Annotated in this window: 17 protein-coding genes; 10 read left to right on the plus strand and 7 right to left on the minus strand. The window is 61.4% G+C overall.

Features of this window, described 5'->3' with window-relative positions:
- The first annotated feature begins 112 nt into the window (after positions 1 to 112).
- Genes AC1DVE_RS12745 through AC1DVE_RS12755 form a run of 3 tightly spaced genes read left to right on the plus strand, consistent with a single transcriptional unit; the run spans position 113 to position 5,363 of the window.
- A complete protein-coding gene (locus AC1DVE_RS12745; RefSeq protein WP_477783960.1) occupies positions 113 to 2,035 on the plus strand; it encodes an IucA/IucC family protein in 1,923 nt (640 codons plus the stop codon).
- Entirely contained in the window at positions 2,025 to 3,236 is a 1,212-nt protein-coding gene (locus AC1DVE_RS12750; RefSeq protein WP_223456384.1) for an MFS transporter, read from the plus strand. Before AC1DVE_RS12745 ends, AC1DVE_RS12750 begins: the two co-directional genes overlap by 11 nt.
- A gap of 15 nt (positions 3,237 to 3,251) precedes the next feature.
- On the plus strand, positions 3,252 to 5,363 hold the full coding sequence (locus AC1DVE_RS12755) for a TonB-dependent receptor (protein ID WP_223456385.1): 2,112 nt from the start codon (positions 3,252 to 3,254) through the stop codon (positions 5,361 to 5,363).
- 44 nt (positions 5,364 to 5,407) lie between these two features.
- On the opposite strand, the gene AC1DVE_RS12760 is transcribed toward AC1DVE_RS12755, so the two are convergent.
- From AC1DVE_RS12760 to AC1DVE_RS12770, 3 genes are read right to left on the minus strand one after another with little or no spacing between them, the layout of a single operon-like run.
- Positions 5,408 to 5,950 (minus strand): DUF2937 family protein, encoded by a 543-nt coding sequence (locus AC1DVE_RS12760; protein WP_223456386.1) that lies wholly within the window; start codon positions 5,948 to 5,950, stop codon positions 5,408 to 5,410.
- 14 nt (positions 5,951 to 5,964) lie between these two features.
- Entirely contained in the window at positions 5,965 to 6,741 is a 777-nt protein-coding gene (locus AC1DVE_RS12765) for a class II glutamine amidotransferase (RefSeq protein ID WP_223456387.1), read from the minus strand.
- A gap of 32 nt (positions 6,742 to 6,773) precedes the next feature.
- Positions 6,774 to 7,271: a hypothetical protein gene (locus AC1DVE_RS12770; RefSeq protein ID WP_007993791.1), complete on the minus strand. Its 498-nt coding sequence runs from the start codon at positions 7,269 to 7,271 to the stop codon at positions 6,774 to 6,776.
- A gap of 124 nt (positions 7,272 to 7,395) precedes the next feature.
- Here AC1DVE_RS12770 and AC1DVE_RS12775 point away from each other — a divergent pair, with 124 nt between their 5' ends.
- Both AC1DVE_RS12775 and AC1DVE_RS12780 read left to right on the plus strand, forming a co-directional pair.
- Complete coding sequence (locus AC1DVE_RS12775; RefSeq protein WP_223456389.1) at positions 7,396 to 9,450, plus strand: S9 family peptidase; 2,055 nt, start codon at positions 7,396 to 7,398, stop codon at positions 9,448 to 9,450.
- A 208-nt stretch (positions 9,451 to 9,658) separates the two neighbouring features.
- The gene (locus AC1DVE_RS12780) at positions 9,659 to 10,132 is read left to right on the plus strand and encodes a cyclic nucleotide-binding domain-containing protein (RefSeq protein ID WP_223456390.1); all 474 of its coding nucleotides are present in this window, start codon (positions 9,659 to 9,661) and stop codon (positions 10,130 to 10,132) included.
- Here the strand turns inward: AC1DVE_RS12780 and AC1DVE_RS12785 are convergent.
- Complete coding sequence (locus AC1DVE_RS12785; RefSeq protein WP_223456391.1) at positions 10,129 to 10,419, minus strand: hypothetical protein; 291 nt, start codon at positions 10,417 to 10,419, stop codon at positions 10,129 to 10,131. The two genes, AC1DVE_RS12780 and AC1DVE_RS12785, sit on opposite strands and share 4 nt — an antisense overlap.
- A 95-nt stretch (positions 10,420 to 10,514) precedes the next feature.
- Between AC1DVE_RS12785 and AC1DVE_RS12790 the strand changes: the two genes are divergently transcribed.
- The 4 genes from AC1DVE_RS12790 to AC1DVE_RS12805 all read left to right on the plus strand — a co-directional run bounded on the left by AC1DVE_RS12790 (position 10,515) and on the right by AC1DVE_RS12805 (position 12,774).
- Complete coding sequence (locus AC1DVE_RS12790; RefSeq protein ID WP_046043858.1) at positions 10,515 to 11,201, plus strand: spermidine synthase; 687 nt, start codon at positions 10,515 to 10,517, stop codon at positions 11,199 to 11,201.
- A 49-nt stretch (positions 11,202 to 11,250) separates the two neighbouring features.
- Positions 11,251 to 11,622: a YajD family HNH nuclease gene (locus AC1DVE_RS12795; RefSeq protein WP_007898702.1), complete on the plus strand. Its 372-nt coding sequence runs from the start codon at positions 11,251 to 11,253 to the stop codon at positions 11,620 to 11,622.
- 221 nt (positions 11,623 to 11,843) lie between these two features.
- Positions 11,844 to 12,314: an RNA methyltransferase gene (locus AC1DVE_RS12800; protein WP_007993783.1), complete on the plus strand. Its 471-nt coding sequence runs from the start codon at positions 11,844 to 11,846 to the stop codon at positions 12,312 to 12,314.
- An 82-nt stretch (positions 12,315 to 12,396) separates the two neighbouring features.
- On the plus strand, positions 12,397 to 12,774 hold the full coding sequence (locus AC1DVE_RS12805) for a YgaP family membrane protein (RefSeq protein ID WP_223456392.1): 378 nt from the start codon (positions 12,397 to 12,399) through the stop codon (positions 12,772 to 12,774).
- 113 nt (positions 12,775 to 12,887) lie between these two features.
- Here AC1DVE_RS12805 and AC1DVE_RS12810 read toward each other — a convergent pair whose 3' ends face one another.
- Complete coding sequence (locus AC1DVE_RS12810) at positions 12,888 to 14,117, minus strand: hypothetical protein (protein WP_223456393.1); 1,230 nt, start codon at positions 14,115 to 14,117, stop codon at positions 12,888 to 12,890.
- 35 nt (positions 14,118 to 14,152) lie between these two features.
- Positions 14,153 to 14,602 (minus strand): YcgN family cysteine cluster protein, encoded by a 450-nt coding sequence (locus AC1DVE_RS12815; RefSeq protein ID WP_095945369.1) that lies wholly within the window; start codon positions 14,600 to 14,602, stop codon positions 14,153 to 14,155.
- Positions 14,603 to 14,766: 164 nt separating this feature from the next.
- Between AC1DVE_RS12815 and AC1DVE_RS12820 the strand changes: the two genes are divergently transcribed.
- Positions 14,767 to 15,360 carry a nitroreductase family protein gene (locus AC1DVE_RS12820; RefSeq protein WP_007984791.1) on the plus strand — a complete coding sequence of 198 codons (594 nt, stop codon included), beginning with the start codon at positions 14,767 to 14,769 and terminating at the stop codon, positions 15,358 to 15,360.
- Between the two features lie 24 nt (positions 15,361 to 15,384).
- On the opposite strand, the gene AC1DVE_RS12825 is transcribed toward AC1DVE_RS12820, so the two are convergent.
- Positions 15,385 to 16,317, minus strand: a complete 933-nt coding sequence (locus tag AC1DVE_RS12825; RefSeq protein WP_477783961.1) for a D-2-hydroxyacid dehydrogenase — start codon at positions 16,315 to 16,317, stop codon at positions 15,385 to 15,387.
- Positions 16,318 to 16,369 lie beyond the last annotated feature (52 nt).

Raw genomic sequence — 16,369 nt, forward strand, 5'->3', positions numbered from 1 at the left:
AAAGGAGTTCTCCATACTACAAGTAGGAATTACTATCATTTGCATTATAATTTGAAAAATGTATTCTCTGCGCGCATTCAGCTAAACCACTGTCCAGAAGGAGTCGGACTCGATGCGCGCTTACACGCAAAAACAGCAGCAATTGCTCTCAAACTGGAGCGAAGCCCTCGGCACTCCGGCCTTCCAGTCCCACCGCATCACCCTCGACCATTTGAGCAATGCCCTGGAGCCCGCCGCCCAGCGCTGCTTCCAACGCCTGATCCAGGCGCTGTTTCGCGAAGGTCTGATCAACCCCGACGCCTGCGAATACGACGACAACAATCGTTGCTGGCTGCCGCTTGGCGACGGTGCGCAGCTTTGCTTCGATCACCTGACGGGCGGAAGAATGAACAGCTGGGACGTGCGTGGCAGCATCGTCCTGCACACCCCCGACAGCCTGCCCCACAAAATCCAGTTGCCCAGCGAACTGCTCGCTCACCTCAGCACTCAGCTCAACCCGCCCGCCTCCCCGCAGGTACTGGAACGTCTGGCCCGCGAGCTGGACGATAGCTACAGCAACGACACCCTGTGCCTGGCGTTCCACCATGGATGGACCGAGCGCCTGAGAGAGCAGATCGACACCGAGCACAACGACAATCTGTTCGCCTGGCTCAAAGCCAGCCCCGACCACCAGAACCCGACGTCACTGCTCGAGCAGTGGGGCACGCTCGGCCACCCCTGGCATCCGAACTACAAGACCAAACTGGGCTTGAGCACTGCGCAGGTCATCGCTTTCTCACCAGAATTCGAAGCGAGTTTTCCGATTGTGCTGTGCGCCCTGCACCGTCAGTACGCACACGTCGAGTCACTGGCCGGCACCGCCGATTACTGGGACTGGTGGCAGGGCCACTTCCCGCAGGTCACCGAACAATTGCAGCGCCATTTGCAGCAACGGGGCCTGGAGGCAGCGGACTACCTCCCGCTGCCGTCGCACCCATGGCAAGCCAATGAAGAACTGCCCAATTCGTTCGCCAGCGAGATCGCCGACAACCTGCTGATCGTCACCGACATCGTTGCCTTCACTGGTCACCCGACCATGTCCTTCCGCACGGTCGTACCTGAGGCCAGCCGCGTTGCGCCGATGGTCAAACTGCCGGTGGCCTTGCGCCTGACCAGCGTGCAGCGCACCGTGTCGCCGCGCTCGGCCCGGATGGGTCCGCGCATCAGCCAACTGATATTGCAGATTCTCGATCATGAATCGCAGATTCAGCGCCTGCTGAACATCGTGCCGGAGCGCATCGGCGTGCACTACGCGCCACAACCGGCCAATGACGAACGGTCCCGACATGCCGCCGTGCTGTACCGCGACAACCCGCTGACCCTGCTGCAAGAAGGCGAACTGGCCGTGCCGGTCGGCAGCCTGTTCGCCGTCAACGAATTCGAACAACCGTTGCTGCGTGACTGGGTGCAACTGGCTCAGGGCCGTGACGACAGCGAGGCCATGCTGGCGTTCTTCGATGATTACCTGTCGATTGCCGTCCCGAGCCTGCTGGGCATCTACCTGATGTATGGCGTGGCGTTCGAAGCGCACCAGCAAAACAGCTTCATGGTGATGGGCGCTGACGGGCAGTTGAATCGGCTGCTGCTGCGTGACTTCGGCGACATTCGCATTGATCGCAAAACCCTGCACGCCAAGGGCCTGGATATCCAGTTGCACGATCCGAAAATGACCCTGTACGACGACGCCGGTTTTGTCCGCGACAAGCTCCTGCACACCACGTTCATGTGCCACCTCGGTGAGTTGACGTTGCTCTGCGCCCGCCACTGGAATGTGCCGGAAAATAGCCTTTGGGAGCGCTTGGCTACGCACGTTCAACAGTGCTTCGAGAGCGTGCGCGAGCACGTCGAACCGGCACGCTGGGAAAGCGAGCGTCAGGCCCTGCTGGAACAGGATTGGCCGGCCAAATCGTTCATGCGCATGCGCTTGCACGACAGCCACGCCGACATCGTCGGACGCCTGAGTAATCCGCTGCGAACCAACGCCGATGCTCGCTGATAGCCGTGCGTTGCGACTGCTGATCGTCATCCAGTTTGTCTCCATGGGTGCCATGGAAATGAGCGGCCCGTTCTGGCCCTTGCAGATCCAGCATCTGCTTGGGCCAGAGGGTGCCGGCTACACCGCGCTGCTTTCGGCGCTGGTGTATGCCGGCCCGATGCTGGCGGCCATGCTGCTGACGCCCGCGTGGGGGCGGTTGGGTGATCGCACCGGGCACAAGCCGATGATCGTTCGGGCGTTGCTGGCACTTGCGCTGTGCCAAGGGCTGGCGGCGATTACCCTCGACCCGTGGCTGCTGGTGGGCATTCGCGTGATGCAAGGCGCATTGGCCGGATTTCTCGCCGCCGCGCAAGCCTATGCCCTGGCCTGTTGCGACAGTTCCCGGCGCGGTCACACCCTGGCCCGTCTGCAATCGGCGACCGCCGTCGGCTCGTTGATCGGCCCGGTACTGGGCGGCTGGCTGATGGACATCTCGGGGTTTGCCTTGCTCTGTTATGGCGCGTCGGCGATTTGCCTGCTGTGTGCACTGGGGAGCTTTTTCCTGCCGGCCGACAAGGCGCGAGCCTCGACGAAGAAACCGGTTGCGCCGGTGGCCCTGCCTAAAGGCTGGCTCGGTGGAATCCTGTTGGTGATCGTGTTGATTCAAGCCGCGAAGATGATGCCGCAACCCTTCTACGCGCTGTACGTCGCCGACATTCTGCACGCACCGGGCTGGCTGATCGGCGCTACTTACGCGGCGAGTGCAGCGACCCTGGCCATCTCCGCCCCGCTGTGGGGGCGTCTGTTCGACCGCTGGCAGCCGGCTTACACCTTGCGTGTCATCGAAGGCGTTGCCTGGCTCTGCGCCCTGACGCTCGCGGCCACGGCACTGGCTAACGAATGGCTGGGTTTTCTCGTCAGCCGGTTGGTCTGGGGCATCTGGCAAGGCGCACTGCTCCCCGTCGCCTATGCGCTGATCGCCAACACCGTGTCTTCAAGCCAGCAGGGCTTTGCCCTCGGCCTGGGCAACAGCGCGGCCAAGGCTGGCGCTCTGCTCGGTGCCGTCCTCGGCGGGATCGGCATGGGGCTGGTCGGGCTGGCCCACAGTTTCTGGCTGGTGGCGCTGACCTATGCACTGGCCGCCATCGGGATCCGTTGGGTGCGCTCATTCACCTCCACCCCTGCCCCCGCAATCTTGTCTACCCACACTTATCACGACTAAAAAAAAGACTAACTCATGACCCGAACCAAACTTTCTTTGATGATTCCGCTACTCGGCTCCTTCAGCGCCCAGGCCTGGGCCGAGGACACCGACCAGCAACCCGGCACATTGAACATGCAGGCCACCGTCGTTTCCGCGACGCGCAGCGAAGCGACCATTGCCTCGATTCCAGGCTCGGTCCAAGTGATCGACGAACAACAGATCCGCCAACAGAGTGGCGCCGGGCGTCGGGTCTCCGACATTCTGGGGCAACTGGTTCCCGGTCTGGCGCCGTCCAGCGGCGGGATGAGCAACTTCGGCCAGACCCTGCGCGGGCGCAACATGCTGGTGTTGATCGACGGCGTGTCGCAGAACGCCACGCGGGACAACTTCCGCCAGCTCAACAGCATCGCACCGGCCAGTATCGAACGCATCGAGGTGGTTTCCGGCGCCAGCAGCATTTATGGCGCCGGCGCTTCGGGCGGCATCATCAACATCATCACCAAGCGCAACCAGGGTCAGGACCTTGCCTACAGCAGCAAACTGGGCCTGACCACCGGCAACAACCTCAACAGCAAGGGTTTCGCCTACGAGGCCTTTCAGAGTGCGACCGGGCGCAAGGATGCCCTGGACTGGTACGTGTCCGCCGACCTGACCCAGCGCAACGATCAGTACGACGGCAACGGCAATCGCATCCCTCAGGACACATCCCAGGGCAGCAACATGGACACCGACACCTATGACCTGCAAGGTCGTTTCGGTTACGAACTGGATGCCGATAAAAAACTCAGCCTGTCGCTGCAGGACTACAAGGACCAGCAGGACACTGACTTCACAAAAGACCCGAAAAACCTGCAAGAGGCCGTGGCGGTCAAAGGACTGAAACTCGACGACCAGCCCTACACCCATAACCAGGCGGCCAACCTCAACTACACCGACAACGACTTCTACGGCCAGGGCCTGCAACTGGAAAGCTACTGGCGCCGGGCCGATGCGCTGTTCTTCCCGGACCTGTCGCGGGGCAAGGCCGGGATCGCCGACAACAACAGCGTGCAGGATGTTTACGGCCTGCGTGCGGCCATCGACACGCCGTTGCCGGCCATCGGCAGCGCCACGGGCAACCTGGTCTGGGGCGCCGACTATGATCACGAACGCTCCCGCCAGCGCGGTGACCAATACACCCTCAAAGGGCTGACCTACACCAAGACTGGCACCACTTACGAGATGGGCCCGGATATCGAAACCACCACCAAGGCACTGTTCGGGCAGATGTCCTGGGACATCGGAGACTGGACCTTGCGTGGCGGTGTGCGCCGCGAATGGATCGAAAGCGAGGTCTCCGACAGCATCGCTTACGGTCAGATCGTCCAGACCGGCGTACGCGCCATCCTGCCCGGTGACACCCTCAAGTACGATGCAACGCTCTATAACCTGGGCGCGGTCTATCACCTGAGTGAACATCAGGACGTCTTCGCCAATTACAGCCAGGGGTTTTCGCTGCCGGACATCCAGCGCTTTTTGCGTGACGTGAACAGCACCTTCGACATCCAGAGCCTCAACGCCCAGGCCATCAAGGTCGACAGCTACGAGCTGGGCTGGCGCGGTGACTGGGACCGATGGCAGGCCGACGTCACCGTCTATGAAAACACCTCGGACGTGACTCAGTTCTACGATGCCAATAACCGTGTCTTGCGTCTGATCAACCAGAAGGAGCGGGTTCGCGGCATCGAAAACAGCCTGACCTACCTCGCGACCGATCACTGGTCGGTGGGTGGCACCTATGCCTGGGCCAAAGGCGAGACCGAGCAGAACGGGAAATGGATCGATCTGCCGGCGACACGCATTTCACCGGCCAAAACCACGCTGTTCGTCGGCTACGCCGAAGACGACTACACCCTGCGCCTGCAAGGCATGCACCTGGCCAGTTACGACGCTGCCGCCAAGGACAACAACGGGCGCGACATCGAAGGCTATACGCTGGTGGACCTGCTCGGCTCCGTGTACTTGCCGGTCGGTCGTCTGGAAGGCGGGGTGTACAACCTGACCAACCGCACGTACGTCAACCTGTTCGCCCAGGCCAACGCCAGAGCGCCATTCCCCAACGCCGAAGGCCGTACCTTGAGCATGACCTATTCGATTGATTGGTAATCAAGCAAGGAGCCGGCTTGCCGGCTCCTTGACGTTCGACGGTGTTACAAGCCGCGCAAATCCCGCTCTTCGATCGGCCGGCTCTGGCGCAGACGCTTGCCGCCCAACACCACCCAGTCGATCAGACGGAACAGGCACTCGATCCCGAACGACAGCAGCAACGCGCCGCTCATGCCCCAAACCATCGCTTCGGGCGTCAACAGGATCTGGTAGCTGTAGCCATTCCAGGTTTCCTTGCGGATGTCCGGATCAGCAGCCAGCACCACTTGCAGGAAGCGGATGTACCACGGGCCTTGCATTGCCTGAAACTGCTTGTCCAACGCCACCTGGCGGGTCAGCAGGTTACTCAGGCTGTCGGCATCGCTGCGAAAGATCGGGTCTTCGCTGGCGCGGTAGTGGGCCACCAGAGCTTGCATGTCACCCTTGAAGAACTGATTGGCGGTGTTCTGGAACCCGCTCAACCCGGCTTGCGCCTCGATCAGATGCGCCTCGACCCGCTTGGCGTAATCGCTGATGAAGCCCGACACCTGGACACCGATCAACAGGCCCGCCGCAAACAACACCAGCCGTAGATAACTGAGCAACATGGGGGGTTGAATCCTTATGAGGTCTGGCCCTGGCTGACGCATTCGCCGCGTCGCCACAGGCTCCATTGACCCGGTTCGTAACGGGTCCAGGTTTCGTTTTCGGTCAGGGGTTCGGTGGCGATGACGGTCACCACATCGTTCGGTGTGGTTTCGGCCTGAAAGTCGACGATCACGTCGACATCTTTCAAGCGCGCCGGGCCAAACGGTGCGCGACGGGTAATTTGCGCCAGTTTGGTCGAGCAATAGCAGAACAGCCAGTCGCCGTCGCTGAGCAGGCAGTTGAATACGCCTTTGCTGCGGTATTCGGCACAAGCGGCCACCAGATCCGGCAGCAACACTTCGACCTCGACTGGCTCGGGGAACGCCGCACGCACGCGGTTGAGCAAATCGCAGAACGCCGCTTCGCTGTCGGTGTCGCCGACCGGGCGATAGAAACTGGCCGCAGGCTGGAAATCCGCCAACTGGCCGTTATGGGCGAAACACCAGTTGCGCCCCCACAGCTCACGAACGAACGGATGCGTGTTGGACAGGCAGACCTTGCCGACGTTGGCCTGACGGATGTGCCCGATCACCACTTCGCTCTTGATCGGATAGCGCTGCACCAGGTTCGCGACTTCCGACTCGCAGCTCGCCGCCGGGTCCTGGAACAGCCGCAGTCCACGGCCTTCATAGAAGGCAATGCCCCAGCCATCGCGGTGCGGGCCGGTGCGTCCGCCGCGCTGCATCAGACCGGTGAAGCTGAACACGATATCGGTCGGGACATTGGCGCTCATGCCCAATAACTCACACATGCTCGGACTCTCGCTCAATCGCAGGGGCAAGGTTACAGACGGGGTTCGACTCGCATCCGCTGAGGATTGCTCGGCACGGGAGGACGACCGTAACGATCATCGCCGGCACCGCCGAACGGTTGATCATCCTCAGGCTCGTCAGCGCGGACGGCAGCTTTGGTGGCAGCCTCACGTTCCTTGCGGGCGTTGGAGGCGCGTTCGATGGGGAAACGGATCGCCACCAGCACCAGATAGAGGCCGAACGCGATCATGCCGTACATGAACAGATCGGAAATCGCCCGCCAGGCGTTGTTGCCGACCTTGAACAACAGGTCGAGCGCGGTAATGGCGACAGCCGGTGCGACTTTGTCCTTCACCGGGTCGATGATGGTCGGGCTGAACAGCAGCACGGCCATCGCCAGACGTAGCGGCTCGCGTAGCCAACGCCACATCCAGCGGGTCAAGCGCATCCACACCAACAGGCAGCCCAAAGCGGCGAAGGCGTAGAGGCCCCAAGCGATCAGATAGTCGTTCTCGGTCATGGTGTCCATGGCAAGGCAGGCAAAGAGGCGCTTATGATAACGGCTTTTCGCCCATCAGGCTGCATCAATGCCTGACTGTTGGGCGCTATCCATGTTACCAGCCCCTATTCCGTACACTGTTCGAGAGCCCTTCATGCCCCTATCCGCCAACACTCACGACGCTCCGATTGCCCGCATGGCTGATGGCTCCGACCCGTATGCCTGGCTGCAAGAGCGCGACACCGAAGCAGTGCTCGACTACCTGAAAGCCGAAAACAGATATCAGGAAGCGCAAACCGCCGACCAGGCCGGGATGCGTGAAACCCTGTTCGAAGAGATCAAGGGGCGGATTCTCGAGACCGATCTGTCCCTGCCCTCACCGTGGGGACCGTATCTGTATTACACCCGCACCACGGCGGGCGATGAGTACGCCCGGCACTACCGCTGCCCGCGCCCGGCCGATGACAGCCTGACCCTCGACGAAAGCCGCGAACAACTGCTGCTGGACCCGAACGAACTGGCCAACGGCGGTTTCTTTTCCCTGGGTGCGTTCAGCATCAGCCCGGACCACCAGCGCCTGGCCTACAGCATCGACTCCAGCGGCGACGAGATTTACGCGCTGTTCGTGAAGGAATTGTCGGACGGACGTGTCAGCGAACTGGAATTCCAAGACTGCGACGGCAGCATGACCTGGGCCAACGACAGCCTGACGCTGTTCTTTGGCGAACTGGATGACACCCATCGCCCGCACAAGCTGTATCGCTATCGCCTGGACGGCACGGCGGCCGAAGAAGTGTTCCATGAGCCGGACGGGCGCTTCTTCATGCATTGCTACCGTTCAAGCTCCGAGCAGCAATTGCTGCTGTCCGTGGGCAGCAAGACCACCAGCGAAGCCTGGGTCCTCGACGCCAACCAGCCGCAGCAAGCCTTTACCTGCATCGCGCCACGGGTCGAGGAGCATGAGTACGACGTTGATCACGGCGTACTCGACGGTCAATGGACCTGGTTCATTCGCAGCAACCGTGACGGCATCAATTTCGCCTTGTGCACCGCTGTCGATACCGGCGCCGCGCCGACCGAAGCCGACTGGCAGAACCTGATCCCCCACAGCGACACGGTGATGATCGACGGCATCAGCCTGAACACCCGGGCCATGACTCTCAGCCTGCGGGTCGGCGGCTTGCCGGTCATCGAAGTTCACCCACAAGGCCTGGCGCCTTATCGCGTGCAACTGCCAGACGCAGCCTATAGCCTGCACGTACAAAACAGCCTGGAATTCGAAAGCGACCGGATTCGCCTGCGCTACGAAGCGTTGAACCGTCCGGCGCAAATCCGCCAGCTTGAACTGGCGACCGGCGAGCAGAAAGTCCTCAAGCAAACCCCGGTGCTCGGCCCGTTCGATGCCGACGCCTACGTCAGCCAGCGCCTGTGGGCCACCGCGCCGGACGGCACGCAAGTGCCCATCAGCCTGGTGATCAAACGCGCAGACCTGGGCAAACCCGTGCCGCTGTACCTCTACGGCTATGGCGCCTATGGCGAAAGCCTCGACCCGTGGTTTTCCCATGCGCGCCTGAGCCTGCTGGATCGCGGCATGGCATTTGCCATTGCCCACGTGCGTGGCGGCGGCGAACTGGGGGAAGCCTGGTATCGCGCCGGCAAGCAGGAGCACAAGCACAACACCTTCAGCGACTTTATCGCCTGCGCCGAACACCTGATCGCCCTGGGCTTCACCACTGCACCGCAGTTGGCGATCAGTGGCGGCAGCGCCGGTGGCTTGCTGATCGGCGCGGTGCTCAATCAACGGCCAGAGTTGTTTGGCGCCGCCATCGCCGAAGTACCGTTCGTCGACGTACTCAACACCATGCTCGACCCTGACCTGCCATTGACCGTCACGGAATACGACGAGTGGGGCAACCCTGAAGAACCGGACGTCCATGATCGGATCAAGGCCTACGCCCCGTACGAAAACGTCACCGCACAAGCTTATCCGGCGACCCTGGTGATCGCCGGCTACAACGATAGCCGCGTGCAGTATTGGGAGGCGGCCAAGTGGGTGGCGAAATTGCGCGCGACCAAGACCGACAGCAATCCCCTGCTGCTCAAGACCGAACTGGGTGCCGGGCATGGAGGGATGAGCGGTCGATATCAGGGATTGCGTGACGTAGCACTCGAATATGCATTTTTGTTCAAGGTATTGGGTATTGCCTGAGGAACCTGGCGCGGTGTGCCTGTCTTAATTGCGCACACCGCTAGCCGATACAACACAATACCCATGTGGGAGCGGGCTTGCTCGCGAAGGGGCCGTAACATTCAGCAGAGATGTTGACTGACACACCGCCTTCGCGAGCAAGCCAGCTCCCACAGGGGATTTGCGGTGAATTCGAGTCAGCAACAATCCCAAAAAAGACCGTGACGACATGTCTGAATCAACCTTTCTGAACAACGAAATTCGCGACTGGCTGATGGATTGCGGCCTGTTCAATCAACTGCTGCCGGCGGACTTCGCCGCGGCTTCGGGCTACTTCAGCATCAGCACTGTTGCCCAGGGCGAGGAGATCTTCCAGGAGGGCGATGCGGGCAGTTTCATGTGCATCATCCACACCGGTCAGGTGGCGGTGCAGAAAACCACCGCTGACGGGCAACGAGTCACCATCGCCACGTTGCGCAGCGGCCGCTCGTTCGGCGAAATGGCCGTGCTTGATGGCGAACGACGCTCGGCAAGTTGCGTGGCCGCAAGCAATTGCCAGTTGCTCAACCTGGGCAAGGATTCGCTGGAAAAGATGCTCAACGACGCACCGAAAATCGCCGCCAAGATCATCCGCGCCCTCGCCGTATCCCTTTCCAAACGCCTGCGCATGGCCGACGGCCAACTGCTCTCGCAGCAGGTCTAGCCGCCCGGCGACTTGGGTTTCGGCGGATTGGGCTCCAGCCCCGGCACGGGCTGGTCCTTGGTCGGCGGGCTCGGCATTTCAATCGGCACCAACGGCGGACCGCTACTGCCGGGGCCGACTTTAGGCAAAGGCGCCGGGCTGATCTGCGGGTACGGTGTGGGCGTCGCCGTGCCGGGCGAGCCGGGCATCGGCGCGGGGCTGACGGGAATCGATTGCAGCTGTTGAGCCTGCACTGCAGTTATCGAGAGCGCGGCCAGGGCAATGACCGTTAGAATGGTGCGCTTCATCAATGGCTCCGTTGGCCTTGTCGTCATAAACAGGCTACTCCCAACTGCGTCTGTTTGCCCTCCCGAGTTCTGCCAATTTTCTTCAAGTGAGCCCCATGAAACGTTTCGTTCTGCTGGACACCACCCCCATTCCTGAAAACGGCGGTGCCCTGTGCCTGTTCGAATACGGCGAGGATTTCGTCATCAAGATCCAGGGTGGCGATGGCGGACAATTGATGAACACGCGCATGCACGGTTCCGAAGATGCCCTGGCCGAGATCCCGTGTCGCAAGGTCGCCGGTCGGCCGAATTCGCGGGTACTCATCGGCGGCCTGGGCATGGGCTTCACCCTCGCTTCGGCGCTCAAGCACCTGGGCAAGACCGCCGAAGTGGTGGTTGCTGAATTAGTGCCTGGCGTTGTGGAATGGAATCGCGGGCCACTCGGCGAGAAAGCCGGAAACCCGCTTCAAGACCCGCGGACCGTGATTCGCATGGAAGACGTGGCCAAAGTCCTGCAAGCCGAACCCCAGGGTTTCGATGCGATCATGCTCGACGTCGACAACGGCCCCGAAGGCCTGACCCAGAAAGCCAATAGCTGGCTGTACTCTGCCGGCGGCCTGAGCGCCTGCGCCAAGGCCCTGAGACCAAAAGGTGTGCTGGCCGTGTGGTCGGCCAGCGCTGACCGGCAGTTTTCCGACAAACTGAAGAAGGCTGGTTTCAAGGCCGAGGAAGTGCAGGTCTTCGCCCACGGCAACAAGGGCACCCGCCACACCATCTGGATTGCCGAGAAGCTCAAGGGCTGAGCTAAACTTCGCTTAATACCGTCATTAGTCATTTTACAAAGGTGAACCCATGAGTTCGTCCACCCCAACCAACACTTCGAAACTGGATCGCATCCTCGCCGACAACCAGCGCGACAAGGAAATGGGCTACCGCGACAAGGCCCTGAAGATGTACCCGCACGTCTGTGGCCGCTGCGCCCGTGAGTTCTCCGGCAAGCGCCTGAGCGAACTGACCGTGCACCACCGCGACCACAACCACGACAACAACCCGCAGGACGGCTCGAACTGGGAGCTGTTGTGCCTGTACTGCCACGATAACGAGCACTCGCGTTATACCGACCAGCAGTATTTCGACGAAGGCTCGCTGAGCACGCCGAAAATCGCCAAGGCCACGCACAACCCGTTTGCCGCATTGGCGGGGTTGATGAAAAAAGAAGATTAATAATCTTCAGTGCCTGAACCGGCCTCTTCGTCGGATCGCCGCCCGGACCAAGCCCGCTCCCACAGGTTCTCGGGTGTACACAAAATTTGTGTACGACAGAGACCTCTGTGGGAGCGGGCTTGCCCGCGATAGCAATCGCTCAGACACCACCAATCTCAAACCGAACACCCCCGCCCCAATCCCCGTATAATCGCGCTTTTTTCCCGAAAGGCACCCCGCTCGTGGCAGACAAACGGTACAGCTGCATTGGTTTGTATAACCCCAAATCACCGGAGAACGTCGGTTCGGTGATGCGCGCCGCTGGCTGTTACGGCGTGGCGTCGGTGTTCTACACCGGCAAGCGCTATGAGCGCGCCGCCGACTTCGTCACCGATACCAAGCGCGTGCACTACGACATCCCGCTGATCGGCATCGACGACCTGAAGAAAATCCTGCCCCTCAATTGTGTGCCCGTCGCCGTGGAACTGGTCGAGGGCGCTCGCCCGCTGCCGGAATACACCCACCCGGATCGCGCGCTCTACATCTTCGGCCCGGAAGACGGATCGCTGGATAAAGAGATTCGCGACTGGTGCGAAGACGTGGTCTACATTCCGACCACCGGTTGCATGAACCTGGCCGCCACGGTCAACGTCGTGCTCTACGATCGCATGTCCAAGGGGCTCAATACCCGCTCCGGGCCAAAATTCCGCTGAATCGCCGCACATCCGATTGAACAAGCTGCCCGCCCAGGCTGTCAGCTTGACTATCGATCACCGAAGCCTGGAGAGACAGACCATGAGCGAACTCAAACGCGTCGAGCGTATCGAATCCACCCCGTTCCAGAGCCCGTCCGAGCAGAACGTGCAGGGATGGGAACGTATTGGCTCCCTGGCCGGCGGCGTGGTGATGGTGGGCAAGGGGCTGCGGCGTGGCGGCATCTTTGGCCTGGTCCAGGTGGCCATCGGCGGCGTGGCCCTGGCCCGTGGTATTACCGGCCACAGCTCGGCGAAAAGCCTGCTGGAGAAAGGCCGTCAGGACATGAACAACGTGCGGGCGAAAATCCAGCGGGCGGGTGAGGAGCTGAGTCAGATGAAGGCCAATGCCGAGGCGGCGACCAAAACCGCCACCGTTACCGGCAATGATTCCTTGAAGTCGCCGAAAGCCGGGGTTTGAATCGGGATTTGCGCTGAAGCCACTGGCCTCTTCGCGAGCAAGCCCGCTCCCACATTGGTTTAGTGTCTGGCACAGATCAATTGTGGGAGCGGGCTTGCTCGCGAATGGCGGTATTACTGAATCAACTCGGTACTGAGCACTTTTGAAGAACCTCCGATCACGCTCTCGCTGAGCTGAACAAACGCCTGGGTATCGATATCCCCCAGCCGCATCGCCCCGCGCAACACGTCGTCCAGCGAACGCTTGTTGTGGGTTTTCAGGCGAATCTCGCGATCCAGTTCCTGTAGCAACACCACCGCCCTGGCCACCTGCGCCGGGCTGACCTGCTCACCGCGCAGCGTGGTGACTTTCTGGCTGTTCCTGACCAGTTTGCCGTGCAGGTTCTCGTAGCGCTCATCGCTCATGCCGCCCGCCCGACGCACCAGTTCGATGGCGTAATACTCGGCAAAGCCTTCGCTGATCCAGTCACTGCGCTGCTTGCCGTTGATCCGCCCGAACATCTGGGCCAACTCGCGGACCAGGGCACTGGTGCCGCTTTCGCTGACCAACGGCAGGCGACTGTTGAGGTAGATCGACTCGTGCGCCGACCGGCTGCCACGCCACATTGGGTCATTGGCCCCGACGATCAGCAGTTTGCCCGGGTGTCGCGGATACAGCGCCTGCACTTGCGGCCAGACGAAGGTCAGCAGCGTCAGCACATCCATACGGCGCATGCCCTGCCCCAGCGGCGAGGCTACGGTGACTTCGGTCTCGCCCAGACGAGTGCGGCGGCTGCCGAGCTGGCCAGCGAGCATCCAGCCCGTGGGCCGGTCGAACAGTCGGGAAGGATTATCGATACGGAATTTATTCGGGCCGATTCGTGGCCACGCGGTTTCAACGCTTTTCCAGCCACCGGGCAGCTCGAATTCGAGGCGTGCAATCAGCTCGATGCCGTCCTGCTGATCGAGTCTGGCAGACGGCACCAGATCGTCGCCGCGCATCAACGCCCAGTTTGGCGTCATGCGCGCGTCGAAGCTGCCGCTTTTGCGCCCGTGACTGATGTTCACCCGGTAGGTCAGGCTGGCCTTGTCGGCAGCCGGACGCCAGACACCGCGCGCCGCTTTGCCGGGGGTTAGTTGCCATTGGCCATCAGCCTTGAAATCGCTGTAGTGGCTGCCGTCGCCGAGGTCGAAATCCAGGCTGCGTACCGCCGAGCCCTGGGCGAGCGTCAGGCGTACTTCGGCCTGATCGCTCTGCGGCAGCAGGCGCACGTGGTAATCCAGATTGACCTTGTTCGCAGCCCATACGGGCGAATTCACGGCCAGTAATCCAACGATCCACGCCTGCCGCCATCCCACAGCCATACACACTCCTTCGTGAAATGCTGAACCTCAGGCCATCAGCCTGCGCGGAAAATCAGGTGATCTTCCCAGTCATCTTCCGGCACGCTGCCTTCGGCGAGCATGCGCCCGGACTGGGAAATCCGCTCGTGATGAACGGCATCGCGATCACCGCACACCAGGTGATGCCACAACGGCAGGTCCTTGCCTTCGCTGACCAGGCGATAGCCGCAAGTCGGTGGCAGCCATTTGAATTCGTCGGCCTTGCCCGGCGTGAGCTGGATACAGTCCGGCACGGAGTCACGACGGTTGGGATAGTCCTTGCACTGGCAGGTTTTCAGATCCAGCAACTTGCAGGCGATGCGCGTGTAATAGACGCTGTTGTCGTCTTCGTCTTCAAGCTTTTGCAGGCAGCACAATCCACAGCCGTCGCACAGCGACTCCCATTCCTCCTGATCGAGTTGATCGAGGGTTTTGCGTATCCAGAACGGTTCTACTTTGGCGGCCATGGTTCGAGCATCGACATCAGGTGGTGAAAAGGCCGCCAGTCTAGTGCCCGAAGCTCCTTGGGCCAAGCATTGGCGACTGTCGGTAGAACGGGCTTGTCAGTTTTTGCGCTGCCAAGTAGGGTTTTGCGTCGCTCCCACTTTCAAACGTAGCAAGGAATCTCTTGATGAGTGCCAACCCACGCGTTGCCGATTACGCCATTCACCCTCAGTTCACCGATCGCTGGTCGCCCCGCGCCTTCACTGGCGAAACGATTCCAGAGGAAACCCTGCTGAGCTTCTTCGAAGCCGCCCGCTGGGCACCCTCGGCCTACAACTCGCAACCCTGGCGCTTCCTTTACGCACGTCGCGACACGCCGAACTGGGAGCGTTACCTGGGCCTGCTGAACGAATTCAACCGCAGCTGGGCGCAACATGCGTCGGCCCTGGTGATCGTGATTTCGAAAACCACCTTCGCCGTGCCTGGCGCCACCGAAGAAACCCCGGCCCTGTGGCACACCTTCGACACAGGTTCCGCCTGGGGTCACCTGGCCTTGCAAGCGAGCCTGAGCGGCTGGCACACCCACGGCATGGCCGGCTTCGACCAGGAGCTGACCCGCAAGGAGCTGAACATTCCTGAAGGCTACGCCCTGCACGCCGCCGTCGCGGTGGGCAAGCTGGGGGACAAGGCAAGCCTGGCGGATTACCTGCAAGCCCGAGAAGAACCGAGCCCGCGTCGTCCATTGAGCGAGTTGGCGGCTGAAGGTGATTTCACCCTCTAAGCCACATTTTTGATTGGGGCGGTATCAATACCCGCGATCGAAATCCACTTCCCCACGCAACGCTTCTCCCACCTGATACGCCCGCAGGTTCTCGACAAACAGCTTCACCATCATCGAAGGCGAAGTCGGTGCCGAGCTGTGGCCGGTCAGCAGCAGGCCCCAGGCCGTCCAGAACGGATGACGCTGGGGCAAGGGTTCCTGACGGYACACGTCGATCACCGCGCCCGCCAGATGCCCTTCTTTCAAGGCTTCCACCAGATCCGCATCGACCACCGCCACACCGCGCCCGGCGTTGATGAACAACCCGGTCGGCTTGAAATGCTTGAACAGCGCCGCGTCGTAGATATCGTGGGTTTCCGGCGTGTTCGGCAGCAGATTGACCACGTAATCGACTTCACCGACCAGCCGCGGCAAATCCGCCAGTGAACCGACTTCGATAAACGGCGCCTGTTCCCGCGCACTGCTGGCAACGCCATACAACTCGACGCCGAACGGCACGAGGAACTGCGCGACACTTTGGCCGATATCACCTGTGCCGACGATCAGCACCTTACGCCCCGCCAGGCTCTGGCCATGGCGGCTGTCCCATTTGCGCTCGACCTGGCTGACCAGTCGCGCCAGCACTTCACGTTCGTGACCGAGCATGTACGTGAGCACGTACTCGGCCATGACCTGGCCGAAGATTCCGACCGCACGGGTCAGCCGATAGTGCCGCGGCAAGCCATCGGCCAGCAGCGGCGTAATACCGGCCCAGGTCGATTGAAGCCATTGCGGTTGATGGCCCTGGCGTAACAGGGTCGCCAGCAAATCAGGCTGGCCGAGCCACACCGGACAATCGGCGGCCTGGCTGGCCAGTTCGGCGGAATCACCACTGGTCAGCACCTCCAGTTCCGGTGCCGCCTCGCGCAACAGTTGGGCGTACACGGGATGGTCGTGTTCAGCAATCAGGACGCGCATGCTTCAAACCTTTCAAAAACGGTGCAGACGGCCGCCGACGGAGCAGTGCTCC

It is taken from the genome of Pseudomonas sp. P4_B4, from assembly GCF_056402255.1.